The organism is Nocardia arthritidis, assembly GCF_011801145.1.
GTDB classification, from domain to species: Bacteria; Actinomycetota; Actinomycetes; order Mycobacteriales; family Mycobacteriaceae; genus Nocardia; species Nocardia arthritidis_A.
The window spans coordinates 1,745,620-1,769,615 of the sequence record NZ_CP046172.1 but is presented as its reverse complement, the minus strand read 5'-3'; the positions used below and the strand labels follow the sequence as shown (position 1 = coordinate 1,769,615).

The following is a 23,996-nucleotide window of genomic DNA, read 5'->3' as shown; positions in this document are numbered from 1 at the left end:
CGAATCAGCACCGGGAGCACACGCGAAATGTCCCTACTGTCAATCAGATCCATCGCCGCGGCGCTGGTCCTGATCTCGATATCGACCTCGGCCTGCGCGAGCGCCGAGCCGAAGCCGACCGCGGCGGGCTGGCAGCTCGTCTGGTCCGATGAGTTCAACGGTCCGGCGGGCGGTCGCCCCGACTCGAACAGCTGGGTCTACGACCGGGGCGGCGAACCCCGGTGGGGCAATCAGGAATGGCAGTACTACACCGACCGCCCGGAGAATGTTTCGACCGATGGGCAGGGCCATCTGGTGATCTCGGCCCGCCGCGAGCAATTGCCGGGAATGACGCCGTGCCCGTACGGCCCCTGCGATATCACCTCCGGACGCATCACCACCCTCACGAAATTCGACCAGACCTATGGTCGCTTCGAGGCACGCATGCGGATTCCGGACGGCAAGGGACTGTGGCCCGCGTTCTGGATGATGGGCACCGATATCGACACCCATCCGTGGCCGAACAACGGCGAGATCGATGTGATGGAAACCGTCGGCGACGACCCGGGCACGGTGCATGCCTCCGCGCACGGACCAGGTTTCGTCGACCCGGGCCTGACCGACAGCTATCGGCTCCCCGACGGACAGCGGCTGTCCGATGACTTCCACACCTACGCCGTCGAGTGGACCCCGACCCACATCGACTGGCTGATCGACGACACTCGCTACTACAGCATCGACAAGGCCGATTTCCGGGAAGGACAGACCTGGGTCTTCGATCACCCATTCCATCTGCTGCTGAATCTCGCCGTCGGCGGCACCTGGCCCGGACCGCCCGACGCCGCGACGGTATTCCCCGCCAACCTGCTCGTCGACTATGTGCGGGTGTACACGGCCATCGGGTGAGGATTCATCCCGCGGCGCTGAGCTCGGTTCGCATTCCGGATCCGTATGCTTCGTGCCATGCAGCTATGCCGAGGCAGGGCGGTGCTCGCGGGGTTGACGCTCGCGGTGGCGCTCACCGCCTGCGGATCCGAGCGGAAGGCCGAGCCGCCCGCGGCGCCAACGACTTCCGCGGTGCGGTCGAAGGTGATCGATCTCTGGGTTGCCGGTGAGACCAAACCTTGTCAAGGCGTCGCGCCGATGACCTGTCTACAGGTCAAACGGAATCCGGACAGCGAATGGGAGCTGTTCTACGACCGCATCGCGGGTTTCGACTATGAGCCTGGGTACATCTACCAGTTGAAAGTCGAGGAAACGCCGGTGGCGAATCCGCCCGCGGACGCGTCGTCGGTGACGCTGCGACTGGTCGATGTGGTTCGCAAGGACAAGGTTTAGCAACGTCAAACTGTGAACATCGTGGGATCGATCGCCCGGCGCCGCGGGCATAGGCGAGAATTTGCGAAGTGCGGACTCAGTTCACTCATGAGCTCATCGCGTTGACAGAGGATTTGACGCGAATGTGCCGGCTCGCCCACGACGCCGCCGAACGGGTCGCCGACGCCCTGGTCGACGCCGATCTCACCGCCACCTACGAGGTTTTCGCATTCGACGAGCAACTGCAGAAGATGTACGGCGCCTGTGAGGCGCGCACGGTCGTGCTACTCGCGCTACAGGCGCCGGTGGCCAGGGATCTGCGCCATGTAGTCACCGCCATCCAGATCGCGGGTGAGCTGTCCCGGATCGGCTGGCTGATCAGCCGGGTGGCGCAGCAGGTCTACCGCTCGTATCCGAAACATGTTGCGCCGCAACAGATCATGGCAATACTCGCGGCGATGTGCGGATTGGCCGCGCGCCGCACCGAGCGCGCGGGCGAGGCCGTCGCGGGTGGGCGCCAGGACGCCGACGCCGGGACCGCCACGCAGCCGATGGAACAACTGCACCACCAATTGCACACCGCGCTCGGCAATTCCACCGAACCCACCGACACGGCCATCGATATCGCACTGCTCGGCCACAATCTGGAGCGCTGCGTAGACCATACCGACCGGATCGATCGGTTGATTCGCTTCCTGGACACCGGGATTCCGCCCACCGCCCAGTCGAGCGACGATCCGGAATAGATCTCACCCCGAAGCCGCGACCTCCCGCCGCGCGATATCGAACAGCTCGCGCGCCGGGCCGGTCGGCCGCCGCCCCTTCACCCAGACGGCCCGCAGCGTCCGGTTCAGGTCGAGCCCGGTGACCTCGGGCGCGGCCAGGACGCCCGCGCCGATTTCGGCGGCGACGGCCAGTGAACTGAGCACGGCGGGCCCGACACCCGAGGCCGCCGCGGTCTTGATGGCGGTGGTGGAGGACAATTCGAGGGCGACGTTCGGCGACCAGCCCGGAATGCGTTCGGCCATGGCGTATTCGAAGTAGCTTCGGGTCCCCGAGCCCGGTTCCCGTTGGATGAGTGCGGTTTTCGCCAGCTCGTCCACGGTGACGCGGCCGCGGCGGGCCCATTCGTGCCGGGGCGCGACCACGACCATCAGCCGGTCGTGTGCGACCGGTTGCGTCGCCAATCCGCGGAAGGCCAGCGGGCTTTCGACGAATCCGATCGCCGCCCTGCCGTCGAGCACCTCGTTCGCGACGTGCACGGAATTACCGGATTCGAGGGCGATGGCGGTATCGGGCGCGGTATTCCGCAGCGCCATCAGCCATCCGGGGAAGAGATATTCCGCGACGGTTTGGCTGGCCGCCACCCTCAGCTGTGAATTGCGTTCGGCGCGTAGGGTTTCGATGCCCGCGTCCAACTGGGCCGCCGCGTCGACGACGGCTCTGGCCCATTCCGCGATCAGCGCCCCGGCCTTGGTCGGGCGGGAGCCGAGGGTGGTCCGCTGGAGCACCGGCGTGCCGACCAGCTTCTCCAGGTAGCGGATCCGCGATGACGCCGACGGTTGGCTGATGCCGTGCGCCGCCGCGGCCCGGCCGAGGCTGCCGAGTTCGATCACCGAGAGCAGCAGATCCAGTGCGGCCAGATCGGGGACGCGCGGCGATAAGGGCATAGAACGAGTCTATGCACCCATAGTTACAAGGCAGCTACCCGACGGCCCGACCTGCGGCGATGCTGGATCCATGACCGCAACAGTCACCATTCGCCCCACCACCGGCGTGCGCCAGCGCTCGGCCGGGCCCGCCATGGTGCGCAACCTCGGCCCCAACTGGTTCGCCGTGGTGATGGGCACCGGCATCGTCGCCAATGCCGCCGCGACGCTGCCGCTGGCCTTCCCGGGCCTGCGCGGCGCGGCGACCGCGATGTGGCTGCTCGCGGCGCTGCTGCTGGTCGTGCTGAGCGCGGGCTGGGTCGCGCACCATCTGCGTTATCCGGATACCGCGCGCGAGCATCGCGACCATCCGGTGATGTCACAGTTCTTCGGCGCGCCGCCGATGGCGCTGCTCACCGTCGGCGCGGGCGCGCTGCTGCTGGGCCGGGATGTGATCGGCCTCGACGCCGCCGTCGCGGTGGACTGGGTGCTGTGGTCGGCGGGCACCGTGCTCGGCCTGCTGACCGCGTTCGCCGTGCCGTATCGCATGTTCACCGGTCGCCGCAGCGAACCCGACGCGGCCTTCGGCGGCTGGCTGATGCCGGTGGTGCCGCCGATGGTGTCCGCGGCGCTCGGTCCGCTGCTCATCCCCTACACCCCCGCGGGTCAACCGCGGCTGACCTTGATGCTGATCTGTCTCGCGATGTTCGGCGTGAGCCTGATCGCGGCGCTGATCACCATCAGCATGATCTGGTCGCGGCTGATCCACTTCGGCATTCCGGCGACGGGTCTGGTGCCGACGCTGTGGATCGTGCTCGGCCCGCTCGGTCAATCCGTCACGGCCGCAGGGCTGCTCGCCAACGCGGCGCCCGCCGGACTTCCCGAATACGCCGGGGCGCTGAACGCCTTCTCCGTCGTATACGGGGTCGTGGTCTGGGGTTTCGCGATGCTGTGGCTGGCGCTCGCCATCGCCATCACCGTGCGGACCGCTCGCACCGGCGAATTCGCCTTCACCATGACCTGGTGGGGTTTCACCTTCCCGCTCGGCACCTGCGTCACCGGCAGCACCGTGCTCTATTCGCACACCGGCGCATACCTTTTCGGAGCCGCCGCGGTGGTGCTGTACGCGCTGCTTGTCGCCGCGTGGGCCGTTGTCGCCACCCGCACCGTCCGCGGCGTGGTCACCGGGAACCTGTTCGCACCTGCTCGCTAATCACCGAGCAACGGGAAGCGACCGGACTCCAGCAGACCGGCGATGGCGTCCATTTTCGCTTGGGGCGCAGCGTAATCGGGATGGACTCGGATGACCGCCGCCGCGTCGTGCAGCCGGACCATCTGCTGTTCGGCCTCGCGAACGCCGCGCCCGCCCGGCGCGATCGGATGGGTGGCGAAGTGGAGCCGCCGGGGATCGACCCGGCCGAGTTCCATCGCCTTGTCCACCCGGCGCGCACACCGGCAGAACGCCTTGGGATCGGCGATGCCGCAAGCCGAGTTCAGGAAGTTGCCGAGCCGTTTCTTGGCGCGCGCCAAGCGTTTTCGGTACGCCTCCGGGGTGATGTCGAGAACCCAGGCCGCATCGTGTGAGCTCAGCTCGAAGACATCGGAGAGGACGAAGGCGATCCGCTCGTCGCGGGCCAGGCATTGCAGCATCGCCTGACTACAGTTCAGCCGCACCTCGTCGGTCAGCAGCCGCGCCTCCGGACCGCGGTAATCCGCCTCCGCCAGTCCGTCGGCCAAATCCTCCCGGTAGGTGTCGAGGCTGAGCTGCGGCGTCTGCCTGCGCAGGTTGATCAGATAATTGGCCCCGACGCGATACGCCCAGGTCAACAGCCGCGCCTCGGCCCGCCACGTGTCGAGTTTGCCGAGCACCCGCAGCATGATCTCCTGGGTGGCGTCCTCGGCGTCGGCCGGCCGCCACACCATCCGCAGCGCCAACCGATACAGCGGATCCTGCAGCAGCCGAACAACTTCCGCGACCGCGCCCGGATCGCCCGCGACCGCCCTGCCGACCAGCGCCCGCTCCCCGTCCAGCGCGGCCCGATCGGCCACATCTTCCGAACTCACCCACCCATTCTTCGGTCACCGTCCACCTCCGGCAACAGCGGCGCGCAGCCTGGTGAGCCGACCGGCCCACCAGGCGGACAGCGCATCACGAAACCGCGGCGGCGGTGTCGACCAGGTTGTGCCGACGGATCCAAGCGGCGACGGCGGCACCGATCTCGTCGGGCCGGTCCTCCGGGCAGTGGTGTCCGGCGGGCGGGATCGCCGCGACCTCGGCGGCGGCGAAAGTGCCCGCGGCCCATTCGATCACCTCAGGCGAGCCGAGCCCGACACCGCCTTCCAAGCCCATCAGCAGCTTCGGCACCTCCGGGCTAGCGGCGGCCCACCGGTCGTAGTTCTCGACGATGGCGACCACATCGGCCGGTTCGCCGTCGAGCGGGAATTCGCGGGACCAGGCCAGCATCGGCCTGCGCGATTCCGGCGTCGGGTACGGCGCGCGGTAGACATCGTGGTCCTCGGGCGAGACCTTGGCCTGGAGCCGCAGATTCACCTCGATGAAGGCGTTCTCCTGCAAGACCATTCGCTCCCCCTCGGGTGAACGGAACTTGCGGAAGATCTCCGCCCCGAGCGGCGGCAGTTCGTCCCAGCGCATCGGGCGCAGGAACGTCTCGACCACCGCGATGCCCCGGACGCGGCCGGGATGCCTTGCGGCCCAGTCCATTCCGAGCGCACCGCCCCAGTCGTGGCCGACGATCACCACCCGGTCGAGCCCGAGCGCGTCGAACCAGGCGTCCAGGTAGCGGGCGTGATCGGCGAACCGGTACGCGCTATCGGGCTTGCCGGATTCGCCCATCCCGACCAGATCCGGTGCCAGCGCCCGGGTTTGCCCGGTGACGTGTGGAATCACCTTGCGCCACAGGTACGACGAGGTCGGATTGCCGTGCAGGAAGACGACCGGGATCGCGCCGGAACCGGCGTCGCGGTAGTGGAGGTAGGAGTCGAGAACGTCGACGGTGGGCATGATGTCCGTCCCTTCGGATGTGGTGGCTTTGTCGCCTACACCCGGTTGGACACGCGGTTCGGCTCGGCTGTGACCGCCGAATCGGCGAATTTCATGTGATGCCCGTCACTCGAGTTCCTTGCGATTTCAACCGCTTTCCGTAGAAGGGCAGTAGAAATGGCGGGTTAGCTGAGGAACAGCTTAGAAGTTCGCCGAAGCCAGCTCGATGACTTGCCAAACGGTAACCAGTTATCTACTGTCTTGTTACGTAGATGATGGCGAGCGAAGCAGAGCTCGCACCAAGATCGTCACGAACGAGAGCGGCCCGGCGGCCCGGCTCTTCGAGGCTCCCCCTCATCAGCCTCGTGGGGTCGGCAGCGCGGGGACAACGGATGGGACAACCGCCCGCCCGCCGCCAAGATGCCGCTCTCGGTTTGTGATTCGCCAACCCCCGAGTCGGCGCCGGCACGGCGACTCGGGGGTTGGTCCATTTCCGCCACCGGAATCGAGGCAGCGGCACAGATCACGAGCTGTGCCGAACGTCATATCCGGCAATGACTTCCGGCCACGCCGCCACCAGGTACCTTGACGCCCGGTTCTTTTCGGATGCGATGAGGTTTGGGGCAGTACAGATGAGGTTTGCGCCGCGACGGATGCGGCGGGCGATCGCCGTGTGCACTCCTATCCTCTTGGCCGTCCTCATAACCGTCGTCTACGCCCTCGTCGAAGCGCGCAAGGACACCGAGGGCCCGGCGCCCCGCACCCCGGACACCGCGATCTCCGGCCGAGAGATCACCGACCTGCTGACCAAACTCGCTGTCGCGCCGGAGAATCCGATGACCGGCTACAGCAGGGAGAAGTTCCCGCACTGGGATCTCAACAAGCCGGAGCACGGATTCGGCGCCGAATTCGCGCAGTACGCCAAGTGCACCACCCGCGACGTGATGCTGCTGCGCGATGCCACCGGCTCGGTCCGACTGGATCCGAAGACCTGCGAGCTGTCGATCGGCCGCGGCGGAGGTTGGCGCGACCAGTACGGCGTCATCGACCGCAAGACCGGCCAGGTGGGGCCGTACAAGTGGATCACCGACCCGTCCGGCGTCGACGCCGAACACATTGTCCCGCTGGCGGAGGCGTGGCGTTCCGGCGCCGACGCCCGCGACGACGACACCCGCCGCCGGATCGCCAACGACGCACTCAACCTCGTCGCCTCCGATCCGTCGGCCAACAGATCGAAGGGTGACCAGGACGCGGCGAACTACCTGCCGCCGGGCAACTTCCGGTGTGCCTATGTCGGCCGGTATGTCCAGGTCAAAGTAAAATACGCGCTGAAGATCGACTCCGCCGAACAGACCGCGCTGCGTGCCGCGGTCGACGATTGCGTCAAGCGAGGAGCGTTCAAATAGCCGACATCATCGAGCTTTCCACCACGGCGGCCGTCATGACCGACGAGGAGGGGACGGTTTCCGGTGACCTCGATGTCACCGTCGACGCGGCGGGCCGCGGCCTGGTCCGCTACCGCGCGACCGAAACCTGGCTCACCATCGGCAATCTCGCGGGCGAACCGGCCCGCACCTGGACCACCGCCGCGGAATTGGCGGCCGCCGTCGAAGCGACGGCCGGGATGCGCGACACCGCGGGCAATACCGTGCCTTTCGAGGCATGAACACGCTCACATCGTGACGATCACCTTGCCGAACGGATTCTCGTCACGGAAGTAGCGATAGGCCTCGACCGCCTCGTCGAACGAGAACTCCCGATCGATGACCGGACGCATCCGATGCTCGGTCATCGCGACATTCATGGCCTCGAAATCGGCGCGGCTGCCGACCGCGATCTTCCTGATCGAGAGGTATTTGTCGCCGAACAGGTCACCGCCGGTGGCGTTTTCGCCGGTCGGCATGGCGCCGATCATGGTGATCCGCGCGTTGTACGCGCCCGACCGCACCGATTTCGCCACCGTCGACCCGCCCACCGCGTCCACCACATGATCGACGCCGTCGCCACCGGTGAGCTCCAGCACCCGCTGTTCCCAGTCCGGATGCTCGGCCCGCACCACCACCTCGTCGACGCCGAGCTTGCGCAGCCGCTCGGCCTTGCGCTCGGTCGAGGTTATCGAAATAACCCGCCCGCCAAGGAGTTTGCCGAATTGCGCGGCGAAGATCGCGACGGTTCCGGTGCCGACGGTCAGCACCGACTCATCGGGCCGCACCGGAACCGGTTTGGTGAGCGCGGCCCAGGACACGACACCGGCACAGGTCAGCGACGCCGCCTCCGCATCGGTGAGGTATTCCGGCACGTGCACCACCGAATCCTCTTCCAGCAGTGCGTAAGTGGCGAGCATGCCGTTGAAGTTGGCGCCGTACTGCTGACGAACGTGTGCCAGCCGCTGTGGTCCGTCGATGTAGTGCGGGTAGTAGGTCGCAGTGACCCGATCGCCGAGCGCGGCCCGAGTCACCTTCTCGCCCACCGCGACAACCACCCCGACACCATCCGACAGCGGGACGATTCCCGGCTCGGCGGGCAGCGGATAGGTGCCGTCCAGCAACATCAGATCCCGCCGGTTGAGGCTGGCGGCCCGCACCTCGATCACCACCTGGTGCGGCCCCGGCTCCGGCCGCGCCTGCGGCCGGATGCTCAGTCCCGCGAGGTCGCGCAGCGGTTCGAGGTGATACGCAACGCCTTTCATCGCACACCCTCGATGAACTGGTGGCAGGTGAGCACGCGGCCCTGCGCGTCGAGTCCGAAGACGTCGTAGCCGCCACCCGCCTTCGCGCCGTCGGCCCGCGTCACCATCTTCCAGTGCAGACCGATCAGCCCGGCTGGCAGATTGGTCGCCGGTTCCTCGGGCTCGAAGACGTATTCGCCGGGCGCGATGAACATTTCGTACGCCCGGGTCACCCGGCGCTCCATCGCCTCCTGTCCGTGCACCGTCAACGGCGGCGCCGGAATGGCCAGGCTCGCTGCCTGTTCCCGCATCTCCACCGGCGGATCGACGAGCACCTGCACGCCGTCTGCCGCCCAGACCTCGCGAACCCGCTTGTGCCGTAACGCCGGATCCGCCTCATTCCATATCGCGACCCAGCGCTGCGTGAAATCCGCCAGCTCGCCATCGGTGTATTGCTTGCTCATGCCGACGAGTTTGGCCGCGGGACGCCGAGGTCCGCGATTCCCTCGAGGGAATAGCCGAGACCCCGTCAAGCATGCGGTTCATCATTCCCTCCAGGGAATAGCGCTGTGCCCGCACGCGGTTTCTACTGGAATCATGACGACAGCGCTGCACCCCAACGGCTTCGCGAAACAGCTGCGACACTGGCGCACCCTGCGCCGGGTCAGCCAGCTGGATCTGGCCATTCGCGCCGACACCAGCCAGCGCTACCTGAGCTTCCTGGAACAGGGCCGGTCGCACCCGGGCCGCACCATGGTCATCCGGCTGGCCGAATCGCTGGATCTCTCGCTACGCGAACGCAATGCGCTGCTGCTCGCCGCCGGTTACGCGCCGATCTTCCCGGAATCGGATTTCGACAAACCGGAGCTGGCTCCGGTGCGCGACGCGCTGCGGACGATCCTCGACGGACACCTTCCCTATCCGGCGATCGTCGTTCGCCCGCACGGCATTCTGCTCGCCGCCAATGCCGCATTCGATGTGTTCAGCGAGGGCGCCGCACCGGAGTTGCTGGAACCGCCGATCAGTATTCTGCGGCTCGCGCTGCACCCCGACGGACTGGCCAAGCGGGTACTCAACCTGCCGGAATGGGGCAGGCACATCACCGAGAACCTGCGCGCCCGCGCGCTGCGCAGCCCGGATCCGGAACTCGACGAACTCATCGCCGAGCTGGAAGGCTATCTGCCGGAACTGAATCCGGGCCCCGACCACCTCGGCTTCGCGGTGCCGCTGCGGTTGCGCGGCGACGACGGTGAACTGCGCCTGATCACCACCTTCACCTCATTCGCCACCGCGGCCGACATCACGCTGAACGAGCTGTTCCTGGAGGCATTCCTGCCCGCCGACGCGCAGACCGCCGCCATCCTCCGCGCCCGCGCCGAACGCAGGTCCGACGCAGCGCTGCTGAATTGACCACGCACCCAAGACAATCCCGGATCACCAGGTGCGCCCGGCCGCGAGCAGCCGCCGCGCGACCAGCTCCACATGCGGGCGCACAACGGTGCCCGGCCGCCGCACCAGGAATCCGGTATTGATCGGCGGATCCTCCGGCTCCAGCAGCGGAACCAGTGCGCCGCAAGATAATTCGTCCGCGCACAGATAACGCGGCAGCACACTGATCCCGCCGCCCGCGACAACCGCCGACCGCACCGCCCGCAGATCCGCGACCACGACGGCCGCGGAACGGGTGAGCCGCACGCCGAACACATGCCGCCAATACCGCCGCAGTATCGGCATATCCGGCGCATAGCTCACCAGCGGAAGATCAGCCAGCACCGCGGGTCCCTCCCGGCTCAGCCGCGCGCGATCGACCCGCTGCGCCGTCTCGGGCGCGGCCACCAGCACGAATTCCTCGTCGCTGAGCGGTTCCGCGACGACGGCCCGCCCGCGCGGCCGGACCGTCGACACCACCAGATCGAGTTCGCCCGCCCGCAGCTCGATCAGCAGTTCCTCCGACAATCCGGCCGTGACGTGCAACCGAACGCCGTCCGAAACGAGCGGGGCGAGCGCCGGAACGGCTTGCACCGCAAGCATTTCCGCGGGACCACCGAGCCGCACCGGCGGTTGCCCGGCCGGTGCGGCCCGCCGGCCGCCCACCGCGAGCTCGAGCAGATCGAGCGGTTCGGCCACCCGCGCGGCCAATTCGTCGGCCGCCGCCGTCGGCGCGACCCCGCGCGGCAGCCGTTCGAACAGCCGATAGCCGAGCCGCTTCTCCAGCACCTGCAGCTGGGCGGTCACCGTGGGTTGGGAGAGCCCGATCAGCCGCGCGCCCGCGGTGATCGAACCGGCGCGGTGGACGGCGAGGAAGGTGCGCAGTTGGTTCAGATCCGGACTGCCATCGGAATCCCTATCGGACACGGCGGCAGTCTATTCGTTATCAGATAATGCGGCGTCAAGCCGCCAGTTCCCGCTGCACGGGCGCATCCCAGTCGATCCGATAGTTCTGCTCATCCCGCGTCACCTTCTGCACGCTGGCCATCCGCATCATGATCGGCATGACCTTCGGCATCACCATCCTGGCGATTGGTCCCATCGTCTTCTGATGATTCACCTGCGCACCGCGGGCGGCGATCTTCTCCACCCGGCCCCGGCGCAGCCGCTCGTAGGCGGCGAATGCCGAGGCGGCGTCCGGCAGGTCGCGCAGGCACCGAGCCAGCTGGACGGCGCTCTCGATGGCCAGCGACGCGCCCTGCCCCGTGCTGTTGGACGGCGCGTGCACCGCATCGCCCACCAGCGCCATCCGGCCCCGGTACCAGTGCGGCACCGACGGCATGATGTGCAGGCCGCCGATGGTGATCAGGTTCTCCGCCGTTGTGGCACGGGCGAATTCACCACCGGGCGTGTCATCGCCGTAGAACTCCCGGATCAACCGCAGCCAGTGTTCGGCGGGTTTCGCATTGGCCTGGGCCAAGGTCAGGTACTCCCGGTGCGGCAGGTTGACGGCCCAGACGATCTTGCCGTCGGCCGTCGACCAGTACAGGTAGTACGCCTTCTTGCCGAATACGAAGTACATGCTCTCCGGCTCCACATCGACGTCGACATCGACGGCGGCGCCGAATGCGAGCATGCCGGTGTAGTTCGGCCCCGGCGCCTGCGGATCGATCAGCGTCCGCACGGTCGAGTGGATGCCGTCCGCGCCGATGAGCACATCGGCGGTGGCCGTGCTGCCGTCGGTGAAGTGCGCGGTGACCCTCGCGTCGTGCTCCTCGACGCCTTCGATGCGTTTGCCGTATTCGATCGGCACACCCGCATCCGCCGCCCGCTCGTGCAGTACCCGGTACAGGTCGCTGCGGGTGACCGATCGCAGCGGTTCGATCCCGTCGACCGGCGGCAATTCGATTTGCTTGCCGCCCAGCACCATGAATTGCCGCCGCGCCGGTTCCGACACCGCCCGGAAGGCCTCGCCTGCGCCGATGACATCAAGTGCCGCAATGCCATTGGCGGCAAGCCCGAGCCCGCCGCCGACGCCGAGCGATTCGTGCGGGTAACTCTCGTAGATCCGCGCCTCGATGCCCGCCTTGTGCAGGGCGGTCGCGGTGACGGGTCCGGCGATCCCGCCGCCGATGACGATCGCGGAACGTGTTTTGGACATGGTTGTGCTCCAATCATTTTCGAATTTCCAGAGCCGAACCCGAGCACGCCACGCTCCGCTGCTGGCCGGACTTCAGCCGGATACGCGCGAATTGGATTCGGAGAATTCCGGCGGTGTTGCGGCACCGCCGTTTTCGGTAGCCGGTCGTGCCTTACGCACGACCGACAGTCTGAAGGGTGATCAGGCCGCGGCCAGTTCCCGCTGTACTGGGACGTCCCAGTCGATGCGGTAACCCTGTTCGGTCCGCATGGTCTTCTCGATGTTCATCATCTTCATCGCCAGCGGCATGAACATCGGCATGATCTTCTTGGCGACCATCCCCGGCGTCTTGCTGTGGTTGATCTTCGCGGCCCGCGCCGCGATGCCCTCCACCCTGTTTCGCCGCAGCTCGACATAGGCCGCGAAGGCCGACTCCGGATCGGCGAAATCGCGCAGGCAGCGGGCCAGTTGGATGGAGCTCTCGATCGCCAGCGACGCACCCTGACCGGAACTGTTGGACGGCGCGTGCACCGCGTCGCCCACCAGCACCATGCGGCCGCGGTACCAGTTCGGCACCGGCGGCATGATGTGCAGCGCGCCCTGCGTCTGCAGGTTCTCCGCCGTTGTGCGCCTTACGAATTCACCTGCGGGATAGTCCTCGCCGTAGGTCTCGCGGAGCCGGCGCAGCCAGTGCTCGGCCGGGACCGACCTGGCCTCGGTCAGCGTCATGTACTCGTGCGGCAGGTTGATACCCCAGGAGATCTTGCCGTTCCCGTGCAACCAGTACAGGTAGTAGGCGTTCTTGCCGTAGGTGAAGTACACGGTCTCCGGCTCGAGCTCGATCCCGCTGCTGTCGAGGTATACGGCGAACCCGACCATGCCGGTGTATCCGGCGCCGGGCGCCTTCGGATCGATCAGGGTGCGCACCGTCGAACGGATGCCGTCGGCGCCGATCAGCACGTCGGCGGTGGCGGTGCTGCCGTCGGCGAAGTGTGCGGTGACACCCTCCGGATGCTCGTCCACCCGCACCAGCCGCTTGTTGTACTCGAAGGTCACGCCCTCGGCGACCGCGCGGTCGTGCAGCAGTTGATGCAGATCGCTGCGATCGACCGCGCGCAGCGGTTCGAAGCCGAATTCGGCGCTCTGCGGCATCGGCATACGCCGGTCGCCGAGGACCATGAGCCCGTGCGAGATCGGTGTCGCGACCGCACGCAACGCATCCCCCGCGTCGATGACGTCAAGTGCCGCAACGCCATTCGGGGCCAGCGCGAGATTGCTGCCGATACCGAAGGCCGGTCCGGGATATGCCTCGTACACCCGGGCCTCGATACCGGCCAGGTGCAGCGCGGTCGCGGTGACCGGTCCGGCGACGCCGCCGCCGATGACCAGCGCAGTTCTTACAACGGACATGGTGATTTCCAATCGTGTTCGGTGTTGGTAAAACCCGAACCGACCCACGCGTCACCCACCCAGTTATCCTGTGGTTGCCAGCCTTGTAGCCGGGTGCGCGCACGCGGACGCGGTTCGAGACGGTTCGATCGGGCTCGGCGCCGGTGTTGCCGCACCTGCGCCGGGCCCGATTTTCTCGGTCGTTCAGGAGCTATCCCGCTCCGCGGCGAAACTCCTTTCCGCTTGCTGGATCACCTCTGGCGGCGGTAAGCCGTCGACATGGAACTGCCGCCACTGGTCGACACCGGGGAAGCTGCCGTCGACCAGTTCCTTCCGCAGTGCCTCGGCCCAGTTCGCTTCGGCCTCCAACATCGCTATCCGGTATTGGTTTTCGACGAGGAACAGCCTCGGCAGATCGTCTCGCAGCAGCTGGTCGACCTCCGCGGTCTCGGCCTCGATGGCGCGGCGCAGCGCCTCGATCCGGCTGCCGAGCAGGTCGATCACATCGTCCGGCGGGATGGTGCTGAGCAGCGACAGTCCCGCGACGAACCGGAGCTGTTCCGGTTCGGGCTCGGCGATCACTTCCCTGGTCCAATCGAAGAGTTCGGCGCGCCCTGCCTCGGTGATCTGGTAGATCGTCCGTTCCGGCCGGGCGCCCGCCCGCTCGCTGCCGACGATTTCCAGGAAACCCGCCTTGCGGAGGTTGTCGACAACGGTGTAGAGCGAACCCCATTTGACGCCCATATCGCGGTCTTTGCCGAACGCTTTGAGCATGGTCGCGATCTCGTATCGGTGCATCGGCCGCATGATCACGACGCCCAGTACCGCGAGCGCCATCAGATTGTTGACCTTGCGCTTCTTGGCCATATGCACCTCCTCATTGCTCGTCTACGAATATACGTGGACGAGCATTGGAGTGCAAGGCTCAGATCCGGGCGGATTCCCGGTCCCTGGACTCCTCGTCGAGCAGCTTCGTCGCGATATTCTCCAACGCCCGGTCGAGCAGGGCACGGTCGTCGGGGTCGGTGAGATCCCAATCGTCGAGCCGGTCGTCCAGCCAGCGCCGCCACGCCGCGTGCACCCGGTCCACCTCGACCTTGCCGGATTCGGTGAGCAGCAGCCGATCCCCTTCGCGCGCAACGTATCCCGCGCTCGTCACCTGGTCGTAGACCGGTTCGATGATGTCGCCGGGCAGTTTGTGCGCGTGCGCGATCGCATCCAAGGTCGCCGCGCCCCGAATCCGGTTGTGCAGGTACACCTGTCCGAGCGCCCAGACCTGCCCTCGGGTGAGTTCCGAACCCGCGCGCTCCAGGATGTCCGGCCCGAATTCGCCCTCCGCCCGCGCCTTTCGCATCGTCGCGGCGACGGCGCGCTCCAGTAGCACCACCCGGTCCGGCGAGTCGGGCACCGAAAACCCTTCGCCCAGATCGCCCGCCACCGATTTCGAGCTGTCCCGCAGCGGCACCTGCTTCAGCAGCCAGGACACCAGGAAGCCCAGAAGCGCCACCGGCACAACCCATTTGAAGACATGATCGATGGTCAGCGCATAGGCGTCGATGATCGGATTCGCCAGCTCCGGCGGAAGCGCCCGCAGCAGTTGCGGATTCGCCGCCGTGGCCGGGGGCACCACCCGAACGCTGGTGAGCGCCTCGGTCAGATTCGGCTTCAGCTGGTTGCTGTACAGGGTGCCGAAAATCGCCGTGCCGAACGTACTTCCGAGCGTGCGGAAGAAGGTGACACCGGAGGTCGCGGTGCCGAGCTGCGCATACGGGACGGTGTTCTGCACGACGATCGTCAGCACCTGCATGGTCAGGCCGATGCCGAGCCCGAGGATCAACATGTAGAGCGATTCCCGCCAGAATCCGGTGTCACGGCCCATCGTCGACATCAGATAGAGCCCCACGGACATCACCGCGGTGCCCGCGACCGGAAAGTACTTGTAGCGCCCCGTCGTCCCGACGATCTGCCCGGACAGGATCGATGTGGTGAACAGGCCGACCACCAAGGGCAGCGTGCGCAATCCCGACAGCGTCGCCGAAACCCCGTCCACATACTGCAGATACGCGGGCAGATAGGTCATCGCGCCGAGCATCGCGAACCCGACGATGAAGCTCAGTATCGAGCAGACCGTGAACACATTGCTGCGGAACAGACCCATCGGCAGCATCGGTTCCTTGGCCCGCAACTCCGCGACGACGAATGCGACGAACAGCACGGCGGCGCCGATGAACAGCCCGATGATCGTCCTGGAACCCCACGGATACTCCTGCCCACCCCACTCCAGCGCCAGGATCAGGCAGGTGGTGGCCAGCGCCACCAGCGCGATACCGGCGTAGTCGACGATCGGCCGGATCGTCGAGCGCACCGCCGGAATGGCGCGTGCCGCGATCGCGATCATGACCACCGCGAGCGGCACGTTGACGTAGAAGCACCAGCGCCAGCTCGCGTGGTCGGTGAAAAGGCCGCCGAGCGTCGGCCCGATCACCGTGGTGACGCCGAAGACCGAGCCGAGCGCGCCGGTGTACTTGCCGCGCTCGCGCATCGGGATCACGTCGGCGATCAACGCCATCGAGGTCACCATCAACCCGCCGCCGCCGAAACCCTGGATGGCGCGGGCGATCACCAGCAGCGTCATGCCGTGTGCCAGGCCGGCGATCATCGAGCCGACGATGAAGATGACGCCGCTCAGCTGGAAGACCAGTTTGCGGCCGAAAAGGTCGCCGAATTTGCCGGCGAGCGCCGTGGCGATGGCCTCGGCGAGCAGATACGAGGTGACCACCCAGGCCATATGCCCGGCCTCGCCGAGATCGGCGACGATGGTCGGCAGCGCCGTCGACACGATGGTCTGGTCGAGCGCGGCCATCAACATGCCGAGCGAGACGGTGACGAAGACGATGTTGATGCGGGCCCGGCTCAGTGGCTCGGCAGCCTTGTCGGCAACAGCAACGGCACTGGTCATCGCCCCAGTATGGGCCGTGACCTGCGCAGCCACCGGCCAGCGACACGGGCGGCGGGGGCGGCGCCGCCGCTACTTCGACAGATCGGGCTCAGGGAAAATCGATCAGCGCGATCGCAATCGGGACGAGCAGGTCGACCAGATCCGCCACCGGCGGGCGCGGATCGGCGAGCAACCATTCGTGACTGAGCCCGTTCACCGCGCCGATGAGCGCGCTTGCCGCCCAACCGGCTCCGCCGCGGGTCCGGCCGCCGGGCGCGACGGCGGGCACGATCAGCGAGTCGAGCAGACCGCTCCAGGCGTGCCTACGTTCGCGGCGGTGTCGCTCCATCCGTTCGCTGACCCCGACCACCTCGACGAAGGCGACCTTGGCCCGGTAGGGATCCGAGCCCATCGACTCGAGGAACGCGGTGATCAGCGCGGTCAGCCTGGTGTGCAGATCCTCGCCGGGCGGCAGCGCAGTGAGCGCGGCGTATATCGCGGCGGCGGCCTCGTCCTGGATCCGGTCGTACGCGGCGACCAGCACGTCCTCACGGGTCTGGAATTCCTCGTAGAACTGGCGCTTGGACAGTCCGGCGGCCGCGCACACATCGGCCAGCGAGCAGGCCGGATAGCCGCGTTCGGCGAAGATCCTGGTGGCCGCCTCCAGAAAGCGCACCCGGCGCTCGGCCTTGCGTTCCACCACGGCCCGCCCGCCGTACTGCCTGCCAACGATCGTCACGCCATTCACGGTATCGGAGTACTGGCGAGTTACCATGCAGCGACTGAGATCCGAGTCATGCAATCGCAGTATTGTTGTCTGGGACAATTGATAGTTAGATATGCTAATAACTCTTCCACCCGAACTTACCCCAGAGTAAGGTTGGCATATGGCGTGGAAACCAGCAGAGATCCCGGACCAGACCGGGCGCAGCTTTGTCATCACCGGTGCGAACGGCGGCCTTGGCGCGGAGACCACCAAGGTACTCGCCGCCAAGGGCGCGACCGTCATCATGGCCTGCCGCAATACGAAGAAGGCGCAGGAGGTGGCCGACGCCATCCCAGGCGACGTCCGGGTGGCGGCCCTCGACCTTGCCGACCTCGCCTCGGTACGCGAATTCGCCGGGCAGACAGGCGAATTCGATGTCCTCATCAATAACGCCGGGCTGATGAACGTTCCGTTCTCCCGCACCAAGGACGGCTTCGAAACCCAGTGGGGCGTCAACCATCTCGGCCATTTCGTGCTCACCGGCCTACTGCTCGACAAAATCGGCGACCGGGTGGTCACCCTGGCCAGCATCGCGCACAAGCAGACCCCGAAGCTCTGGATCGACGACCTCAACTACGAACACCGCCGCTACCAACGCAACCTCGCCTACGCACAGGCCAAACTGTCGAATCTGATGTTCGCGCGGGAACTGCAACGGCGGCTCGCCGAATCCGGATCGACCAAACGCTCGTACGCGGTCCATCCCGGCGTCTCGGCGACCGACCTGTTCGCCAGGACCGAGACGCCGCTCGACTACATCAGCAAGCCGTTCATCCGGCTGATCGGCCACGCGCCCGCCAAAGCCGCGCACTCCACGCTATTCGCGGCGACCATGCCCGACGCGGACCCGAACGTCTACTGGGGGCCGACCCGCTGGTTCCAGAGCCAGGGACCGGTCGAACCGTCACCGTCCAGCAAGCTGTCGCAGAACCGGGAGCTGTGGCGGCGGCTGTGGGAGATCTCCGAGAGCATGACCGGGGTCACCTACAAATTCTGACCTCGACCTGCCCCTACGTACCGTGTAGTAGACGGGTACCGTAGTAGTCGTGTCCGCTTCACCCCGCCGCTCGGCACACAATCGCCCGGCCCTCATCGCGCTGGTGATCGTGGCCGCCCTCGCCTGCCTCGGGCTGGGTTGGTGGCAGTGGCAGCGGTTCGAATCGTCCAGCGGCACCGGCCAGAACCTGGGGTACGCCCTGCAGTGGCCGCTGTTCGCCGGGTTCGCGGTATTCGCCTACTTCCGGTTCGTGCGGTTGGAGTCCGAGGCCGAGCCGGACGCCGAGCAGCCCGCACCGCGGCCGACAAAACCCGCGAAACCCGTTGCGCCGCGCGAGATTCCGGCGGGCCTACTGCCCGAACGCCCGAAGGCCGCGCGCGACGAGGATCCCGTACTCGCCGAATACAACAGGTATCTGGCCGAGCTACACGCCAAGGATATGGACGTGCGGGTCCGCGACGCGGGCCTGCACGCCGACCGTCCCGAGAGGAGCGCCGGTTGACCGCCAGCGAGCACCAGACCGCCACCGCGTCGACGAAAACCGCCGCGGCCCAACCGAATACCGCGAAGATCGCGAGTGCGCTGCTGCGCTACCGGGTACTGGCCTGGACCACCGGCCTGTGGCTGCTGCTGCTGACCGGCGAGATGATCGCCAAGTACGGATTCGGCGTGCACACCCCCAACTGGATCGCCGTCGTGCACGGCTGGGTGTACTTCGTCTACCTGCTCACCGCCGCCGACCTCTCGGTCAAGGTGCGCTGGCCGATCATGCGAACGGTCGGCACCCTGATCGCCGGAACCATCCCCCTGCTGTCGTTCTTCGTCGAGCACTGGAACGCCGCGAAGGTCAAGCGCGACTTCAACCTCTGAGTGCCCTAGTCGGCCAGTTCCGAGAGCGCGGGCAGCAGCTGACGCAGCGCCCGCCCTCGGTGGGATGCCGCATCCTTCTCGGCCGGGGTGAGCTGCGCGGCGCTGACCTCTCCGCCGTCCGGGAAGAACAGCGGGTCATAACCGAACCCGCCTTCCCCCAACGGTTTACGTCCGACGACACCCGGCCATTCGCCGCGCACAACGGTTTCCGCGCCGCCCGGCACGACAAGTGCGCAGGCGGAGACGAATCGCGCGCCCCGCCGCTCGTCCGGGACATCGCCGAGCTGGGCCAGCAGCAGCGCGTTGTTCGCGGCGTCGTCACCGTGCGCGCCGGACCAGCGGGCCGAAAGCACACCGGGCATACCGTTCAACGCGTCCACCGCGATACCGGAATCGTCGGCGACACAAGGCAATCCGGTGGCGGCCGCGCCGTCGCGGGCCTTGGCGAGCGCATTCTCCTCGAAGGTGGCGCCGGTCTCCGGCGCCTCGTCGTATGCGGGCACATCGTCGAGCCCGACGATCTCGATGCCCGCGACACCCGCCTCATCGAGGATGCGCCGCAACTCCTTCAGCTTCTTCGCGTTGCGGCTGGCGACGAGCACCCGCGCCATCTACTTCCGCCTCGCCGAATCGGCCGGTTCCGGCAGCACACCCGGATACGGCAGCGCCAGCGCCTCCTTCTGCACCGCGAACAGCTGCTCGCAGCCCGCGAGCGCGGCATCGAGCATCTTGTCCAGGGTGGAGCGCGGGAAGGTCGCGCCCTCACCGGTGCCCTGGATCTCGACCAGGGTTCCGGTGTCGGTGGCGACGACGTTCATATCGACCTCGGCGCGCGAATCCTCCTCGTACGGCAGGTCGAGGCGGACCCGGCCGTCGACGACGCCGACGCTGACCGCGGCGATCGCGCACGAAATCGGTTGCGGGTCGGCCAATCCGCCCGCGGCGCCCAACCAGGTCACCGCGTCGGCGAGCGCGACGTACGCGCCGGTGATGGCGGCGGTGCGGGTGCCGCCGTCGGCCTGCAGCACATCGCAGTCGATGGCGATGGTGTTCTCACCGATCGCGGCCAGGTCGATGCAGGCGCGCAGCGACCGGCCGACCAACCTGCTGATCTCCTGGGTGCGTCCGCCGACCTTGCCCTTCACCGATTCGCGGCTGCTGCGGGTGTGCGTCGCGGCGGGCAGCATCGCGTATTCGGCGGTGAGCCAGCCCAATCCGGATTCGCGCCGCCACGGGGGCACACCCTCGGTGACGCTCGCGGTGCACATCACCCGCGTCTGGCCGAATTCCACCAGCACCGATCCGGCGGGATGGGTGGTGAAACCCCTGGTGATCCTGACCTCGCGGAGTTCATCGTCCGCCCTGCCATCGGCTCGTCTCGACACGGCCTCAGCCTATGGCACCGGCCGGTCACCCGGGCAACCGGCCATCCGGGACATGAGTGAACGGCCCAATCGGATTCAGAGGTCGAACGTCTCGCCCGGCAGCACCGCGTGCACGGGCCCGGCGAATACCGCCTTGGCCTCGGCGATGACATCCTCCCGCGAGGTCCACGGCGGAATATGGGTGAGCAGCAATTCCTTCGCCCCGGCCTCCGCGGCGATCAGGCCCGCCTCGGTACCCGAAAGATGTATGCCCGGCGGACGATTGGCCGGGTCGTGCGTCCAGGACGCCTCCGACATCAGCACGTCGGCGCCCTTGGCGAGCTCGTGCACCGCATCGCACATCGCGGTATCGCCGGTGTAGACGAAGGTGCGCCCGGACGCCGAGGTGATGCGCAGCCCGTACGCCTCCGGCGGGTGGTACATCCGCCGCGCGACAACCGTATGCCCGGGGCCGAATTCGATCGGTTCGTGCTCGGTCCACGGCCGGAAATCGATGACATCGGACCAGTCGTCGGTTTCGCCGCCGTTCTCCGCCGAGGCATTGCCGATGCGCAGCGGCGAATCGGACGGGCCGCGCACGATGGCGGTGCCGACCGGCGGGTTCGGGTGGTAGCGCCGCCACACCAGCAAACCGGGCATATCGAGGCAGTGATCGGCGTGCAAATGGGTGAGGAAAACGTCGACCTCGCCGGGATCGGCGTAACGCTGCAGCGCACCGAGTACACCGGGCCCGAAATCGATGACCACCGGCCTCATATCCGGCCCGGTCAACAGGTAGCCGGACGCTGGGGACTCCGGGCCGGACACACTGCCCGAGCACCCGAGGACGGTAAGGCGCATTCCCCCATGCTGCCACGACGTTTTCTCGTTCAAGAACCGATCCCCCACATTTCTCGGCGGCCCATCGGGTCAGCGGGTAGCCGCGGGTAGTCCGGCTCCGGTGCCGCGGCGGCGCGAACGTTCATTGCCCGAGAGTACCCAGCCGGCGAGCACTCCACCCACCGCGCCGAAAAGGTGGCCCTGCCAAGAGATTCCGGGTTGACCGGGCAATACGCCCCACAGCAGCGACCCGTAGACGGCGAGTACGGCCAGACCCAGCAAAATCTGCCCGACGCTGCGAGCGAACCAGCCGCGAATGATCAGGAATGTCAACCAGCCGAACACCAGCGAGGACGCGCCGAGGTGCACGGTGCCGCTGCCGCCGGTGAGCCAGGTGCCGAGCCCGGCGATCAGCCAGATGATGGCCGTCGCGGCAATGCCGCGGCCGATGCCCGCGAGCAGGGCGAGGAAGCCGAGGACGAGCACCGGCAGCGTATTGCCCATCAGATGCGCCCAATTCGCGTGCAGCAGCGGGGCGAACAGGATGCCCCACAGGCCGTCGAGGTGACGCGGCTCGATGCCGTTGCGATCGAGCTGGTGATTGTCGAGGGTGTCGACGCCCTCGACACCGTAGAGCAGGGCGACGAATGCGCAGATCAGGATGCCTGCGCGCAGCCAGAGCCGCCTGATCGCGGCCATATTCCCCGCCGGGGCGGGCGCAACCGGCACTTGCGTACCGGAATCGCCGAGGCGGGCCCGCACGGCCGCGAGCCGATCCGGATCGAAGGACGGACCGAGTCCAGCGCCGCCGGTCATCGCAACCTCCTCGTACCGCGGGAATGTTCCCCGCCCTTCCGAGGGTACCGACGCGGCCCGCACCGCGTACCCGGGTGCGCCGGGAACTGAACGCGGGCCGTGCCGAACTTCACGCCCAGAGCTGGCCGTCGAGCCGCTCCTCCGCTTCCTCGAGCGTGCCGTCGTAAGCACCGGTGGACAGATACTTCCAGCCGCCGTCCGCGACGACGAAGGCGATATCGGCGCGGGCGCCCGCCCGCTGCGCCTTGCGCGCGACGCCGAGCGCGGCATGCAGGATCGCACCGGTCGAAATGCCCGCGAAAATGCCCTCCTCCAGCACCAATTCGCGGGTCCGCTTGACCGCGTCGAACGGTCCGACGGAGAAACGGGTGGTGAGCACCGATTCGTCGTACAGCTCGGGGATGAAGCCCTCATCGATATTGCGCAGCCCGTAAACCAGTTCGCCGTAACGCGGTTCGGCGGCGACGATTTCGATGCCCGGCACCTTCTCGCGCAGGAAGCGCCCGGTGCCCATCAGGGTTCCCGTGGTGCCGAGGCCCGCGACGAAGTGGGTGATCTCCGGTAGATCGGCCAGGATCTCCGGGCCGGTCGTCTCGTAGTGCGCGAGCGCGTTGGCCGGGTTGCCGTATTGATAGAGCATCACCCAGTCCGGATTCTCGGCGGCGATCTGCTTGGCAAGTGCCACGGCCTGATTCGAGCCGCCCGCCGCCGGCGAATCGATGATCTGCGCGCCGAACATGGTCAGCAGCTGCCGCCGCTCCACCGAGGTGTTCTCCGGCATGACGCACACCAGCCGATAACCCTTGAGCTTGGCGGCCATGGCCAGCGAGATTCCGGTATTGCCGCTGGTGGGTTCCAGAATCGTGCAACCCGGTTTCAGCCTGCCATCGGCCTCGGCCTGTTCGATCATCCGCAGCGCCGGACGGTCCTTGACGGATCCGGTGGGGTTGCGGTCTTCCAGCTTGGCCCACAGCCGCACGTGGTTCTCCCCGTCCCAGCTCGGGGACAGGGTGCGCAGCCCGACCAGCGGGGTGTTGCCGAGGGTCGCGATCAGCGATTCGTAACGCGCCACGGGTGCACTAGCCTCCCGCGACGGCGGGCAGGATGGTGACGCTGGCGCCCTCGGGCACCTCGGCCGCCAGTCCGCCCGCGAAGCGCACGTCCTCGTCGTCGACGTAGATATTGACGTAGCGGTTCAGTTTGCCGTCCTTGAGCAGGCGCTCGGACAGGCCGGGGTGGTTGGCCTCCAGGTCGTCGATGAGGGCGGACAGCGTCGCGCCCTGCGCCTGCACCCGCTTCTCACCTCCGGTGAGGCCGCGCATGATGGTCGGGATGGACACGGTTACCGGCATGGATACTCCTCCGATTCAGCGGAAACTCTTGGCGGTCAGGCGGTTTCGTAGGCATCGACGACGTGCACCGGCTCCTCGGTGACCTCGCCGCCGACGATCCGGTAGCTGCGCAGCTCGTGGCGCTCGGGATCGCGGGTGGAGATCAGCACGTAGTGGGCGAACGGTTCGGATGCGTAGGACACGTCGGTGCGGCTCGGGTACGCCTCGGTCGCGGTGTGCGAGTGATAGATCACCACCGGGGTCTCGTCGGCGTCGTCCATCCCGCGCCAGACCTTCAGCTGCTCGCCGGAATCGAAGCGGTAGAACGTCGGCGAGCGCTCGGCGTTCATCATCGGGATGAAACGCTCCGGCCGATCCGAACCCTCCGGACCGGCGATGACACCGCAGGCCTCATCCGGATGGTCGGCGCGCGCATGCGCCACCATCGCCTCGACCAGGTCGGCCCTTATCACCAGCACGAGTCAAACCCTTCCACACTTCGG

At 67.2% G+C, this 23,996-nt stretch carries 28 protein-coding genes; 10 read left to right on the top strand and 18 right to left on the bottom strand.

Annotation, left to right across the window (positions count from 1 at the left end):
• Positions 1-27 precede the first annotated feature (27 nt).
• From F5544_RS07915 to F5544_RS07905, 3 genes are all read left to right on the top strand, one after another.
• The gene (locus tag F5544_RS07915; RefSeq protein WP_167472575.1) at positions 28-885 is read left to right on the top strand and encodes a glycoside hydrolase family 16 protein; all 858 of its coding nucleotides are present in this window, start codon (positions 28-30) and stop codon (positions 883-885) included.
• Between the two features lie 57 nt (positions 886-942).
• Positions 943-1,317 (top strand): DUF4377 domain-containing protein, encoded by a 375-nt coding sequence (locus F5544_RS07910; protein WP_167472574.1) that lies wholly within the window; start codon positions 943-945, stop codon positions 1,315-1,317.
• Positions 1,318-1,385: 68 nt separating this feature from the next.
• Entirely contained in the window at positions 1,386-2,042 is a 657-nt protein-coding gene (locus tag F5544_RS07905; protein WP_167472573.1) for a phosphate signaling complex PhoU family protein, read from the top strand.
• A 3-nt stretch (positions 2,043-2,045) separates the two neighbouring features.
• Here the strand turns inward: F5544_RS07905 and F5544_RS07900 are convergent, their stop codons facing one another.
• Positions 2,046-2,966: a LysR family transcriptional regulator gene (locus F5544_RS07900; protein WP_167472572.1), complete on the bottom strand. Its 921-nt coding sequence runs from the start codon at positions 2,964-2,966 to the stop codon at positions 2,046-2,048.
• 70 nt (positions 2,967-3,036) lie between these two features.
• Here F5544_RS07900 and F5544_RS07895 point away from each other — a divergent pair, with 70 nt between their 5' ends.
• Entirely contained in the window at positions 3,037-4,158 is a 1,122-nt protein-coding gene (locus tag F5544_RS07895) for a TDT family transporter (RefSeq protein ID WP_167472571.1), read from the top strand.
• Here F5544_RS07895 and F5544_RS07890 read toward each other — a convergent pair.
• Together F5544_RS07890 and F5544_RS07885 are read right to left on the bottom strand one after the other, a co-directional pair.
• The gene (locus tag F5544_RS07890) at positions 4,155-5,009 is read right to left on the bottom strand and encodes an RNA polymerase sigma factor (protein WP_238847144.1); all 855 of its coding nucleotides are present in this window, start codon (positions 5,007-5,009) and stop codon (positions 4,155-4,157) included. The genes F5544_RS07895 and F5544_RS07890 overlap by 4 nt on opposite strands.
• Positions 5,010-5,094: 85 nt before the next feature.
• Positions 5,095-5,967 (bottom strand): haloalkane dehalogenase, encoded by an 873-nt coding sequence (locus F5544_RS07885; RefSeq protein ID WP_167472570.1) that lies wholly within the window; start codon positions 5,965-5,967, stop codon positions 5,095-5,097.
• 668 nt (positions 5,968-6,635) lie between these two features.
• Between F5544_RS07885 and F5544_RS07880 the strand changes: the two genes are divergently transcribed.
• Together F5544_RS07880 and F5544_RS07875 are read left to right on the top strand one after the other, a co-directional pair.
• On the top strand, positions 6,636-7,352 hold the full coding sequence (locus tag F5544_RS07880; RefSeq protein ID WP_238847143.1) for an HNH endonuclease family protein: 717 nt from the start codon (positions 6,636-6,638) through the stop codon (positions 7,350-7,352).
• Positions 7,353-7,387: 35 nt separating this feature from the next.
• Positions 7,388-7,612: a hypothetical protein gene (locus tag F5544_RS07875; RefSeq protein WP_167472568.1), complete on the top strand. Its 225-nt coding sequence runs from the start codon at positions 7,388-7,390 to the stop codon at positions 7,610-7,612.
• A 6-nt stretch (positions 7,613-7,618) separates the two neighbouring features.
• On the opposite strand, the gene F5544_RS07870 is transcribed toward F5544_RS07875, so the two are convergent.
• Positions 7,619-8,635 carry a zinc-dependent alcohol dehydrogenase family protein gene (locus tag F5544_RS07870; protein WP_167472567.1) on the bottom strand — a complete coding sequence of 339 codons (1,017 nt, stop codon included), beginning with the start codon at positions 8,633-8,635 and terminating at the stop codon, positions 7,619-7,621.
• The gene (locus F5544_RS07865; RefSeq protein ID WP_167472566.1) at positions 8,632-9,078 is read right to left on the bottom strand and encodes a hypothetical protein; all 447 of its coding nucleotides are present in this window, start codon (positions 9,076-9,078) and stop codon (positions 8,632-8,634) included. The genes F5544_RS07870 and F5544_RS07865 overlap by 4 nt, the downstream gene beginning before the upstream one ends.
• A gap of 133 nt (positions 9,079-9,211) precedes the next feature.
• Here F5544_RS07865 and F5544_RS07860 point away from each other — a divergent pair, with 133 nt between their 5' ends.
• Positions 9,212-10,024 (top strand): helix-turn-helix domain-containing protein, encoded by an 813-nt coding sequence (locus tag F5544_RS07860; RefSeq protein WP_167472565.1) that lies wholly within the window; start codon positions 9,212-9,214, stop codon positions 10,022-10,024.
• A 24-nt stretch (positions 10,025-10,048) separates the two neighbouring features.
• On the opposite strand, the gene F5544_RS07855 is transcribed toward F5544_RS07860, so the two are convergent.
• From F5544_RS07855 to F5544_RS07830, 6 genes are all read right to left on the bottom strand, one after another.
• Positions 10,049-10,969 (bottom strand): LysR family transcriptional regulator, encoded by a 921-nt coding sequence (locus F5544_RS07855; RefSeq protein WP_167472564.1) that lies wholly within the window; start codon positions 10,967-10,969, stop codon positions 10,049-10,051.
• A gap of 34 nt (positions 10,970-11,003) precedes the next feature.
• On the bottom strand, positions 11,004-12,203 hold the full coding sequence (locus F5544_RS07850) for an FAD-dependent oxidoreductase (RefSeq protein WP_167472563.1): 1,200 nt from the start codon (positions 12,201-12,203) through the stop codon (positions 11,004-11,006).
• A 180-nt stretch (positions 12,204-12,383) separates the two neighbouring features.
• On the bottom strand, positions 12,384-13,592 hold the full coding sequence (locus F5544_RS07845; RefSeq protein ID WP_167472562.1) for an FAD-dependent oxidoreductase: 1,209 nt from the start codon (positions 13,590-13,592) through the stop codon (positions 12,384-12,386).
• Positions 13,593-13,775: 183 nt separating this feature from the next.
• Positions 13,776-14,438 (bottom strand): PadR family transcriptional regulator, encoded by a 663-nt coding sequence (locus tag F5544_RS07840; RefSeq protein WP_167472561.1) that lies wholly within the window; start codon positions 14,436-14,438, stop codon positions 13,776-13,778.
• Between the two features lie 58 nt (positions 14,439-14,496).
• Positions 14,497-16,530, bottom strand: coding sequence for an MDR family MFS transporter (locus F5544_RS07835; protein WP_167472560.1), 2,034 nt, complete (start codon positions 16,528-16,530; stop codon positions 14,497-14,499).
• Positions 16,531-16,618: 88 nt separating this feature from the next.
• The gene (locus F5544_RS07830; RefSeq protein WP_238847142.1) at positions 16,619-17,248 is read right to left on the bottom strand and encodes a TetR/AcrR family transcriptional regulator; all 630 of its coding nucleotides are present in this window, start codon (positions 17,246-17,248) and stop codon (positions 16,619-16,621) included.
• Between the two features lie 148 nt (positions 17,249-17,396).
• Between F5544_RS07830 and F5544_RS07825 the strand changes: the two genes are divergently transcribed.
• From F5544_RS07825 to F5544_RS07815, 3 genes are read left to right on the top strand one after another with little or no spacing between them, the layout of a single operon-like run.
• The gene (locus tag F5544_RS07825; RefSeq protein WP_167472558.1) at positions 17,397-18,272 is read left to right on the top strand and encodes an oxidoreductase; all 876 of its coding nucleotides are present in this window, start codon (positions 17,397-17,399) and stop codon (positions 18,270-18,272) included.
• A 49-nt stretch (positions 18,273-18,321) separates the two neighbouring features.
• Complete coding sequence (locus F5544_RS07820) at positions 18,322-18,774, top strand: transcriptional regulator (protein ID WP_167472557.1); 453 nt, start codon at positions 18,322-18,324, stop codon at positions 18,772-18,774.
• The gene (locus tag F5544_RS07815) at positions 18,771-19,142 is read left to right on the top strand and encodes a DUF3817 domain-containing protein (RefSeq protein ID WP_167472556.1); all 372 of its coding nucleotides are present in this window, start codon (positions 18,771-18,773) and stop codon (positions 19,140-19,142) included. The genes F5544_RS07820 and F5544_RS07815 overlap by 4 nt, the downstream gene beginning before the upstream one ends.
• A 5-nt stretch (positions 19,143-19,147) precedes the next feature.
• Here the strand turns inward: F5544_RS07815 and rdgB are convergent, their stop codons facing one another.
• The 7 genes from rdgB to F5544_RS07780 all read right to left on the bottom strand — a co-directional run bounded on the left by rdgB (position 19,148) and on the right by F5544_RS07780 (position 23,972).
• The gene (gene rdgB, locus F5544_RS07810; protein ID WP_167472555.1) at positions 19,148-19,753 is read right to left on the bottom strand and encodes an RdgB/HAM1 family non-canonical purine NTP pyrophosphatase; all 606 of its coding nucleotides are present in this window, start codon (positions 19,751-19,753) and stop codon (positions 19,148-19,150) included.
• Positions 19,754-20,527 carry a ribonuclease PH gene (rph, locus tag F5544_RS07805; RefSeq protein WP_167472554.1) on the bottom strand — a complete coding sequence of 258 codons (774 nt, stop codon included), beginning with the start codon at positions 20,525-20,527 and terminating at the stop codon, positions 19,754-19,756.
• A 75-nt stretch (positions 20,528-20,602) separates the two neighbouring features.
• Positions 20,603-21,367, bottom strand: a complete 765-nt coding sequence (locus tag F5544_RS07800) for a cyclic nucleotide-degrading phosphodiesterase (RefSeq protein ID WP_167472553.1) — start codon at positions 21,365-21,367, stop codon at positions 20,603-20,605.
• 69 nt (positions 21,368-21,436) lie between these two features.
• Entirely contained in the window at positions 21,437-22,045 is a 609-nt protein-coding gene (locus F5544_RS07795; protein ID WP_238847422.1) for a rhomboid family intramembrane serine protease, read from the bottom strand.
• 226 nt (positions 22,046-22,271) lie between these two features.
• Complete coding sequence (locus tag F5544_RS07790) at positions 22,272-23,234, bottom strand: PLP-dependent cysteine synthase family protein (RefSeq protein WP_167472551.1); 963 nt, start codon at positions 23,232-23,234, stop codon at positions 22,272-22,274.
• Between the two features lie 7 nt (positions 23,235-23,241).
• A complete protein-coding gene (locus F5544_RS07785) occupies positions 23,242-23,514 on the bottom strand; it encodes a MoaD/ThiS family protein (RefSeq protein WP_167472550.1) in 273 nt (90 codons plus the stop codon).
• A 35-nt stretch (positions 23,515-23,549) separates the two neighbouring features.
• On the bottom strand, positions 23,550-23,972 hold the full coding sequence (locus tag F5544_RS07780) for a Mov34/MPN/PAD-1 family protein (RefSeq protein ID WP_167472549.1): 423 nt from the start codon (positions 23,970-23,972) through the stop codon (positions 23,550-23,552).
• Positions 23,973-23,996 lie beyond the last annotated feature (24 nt).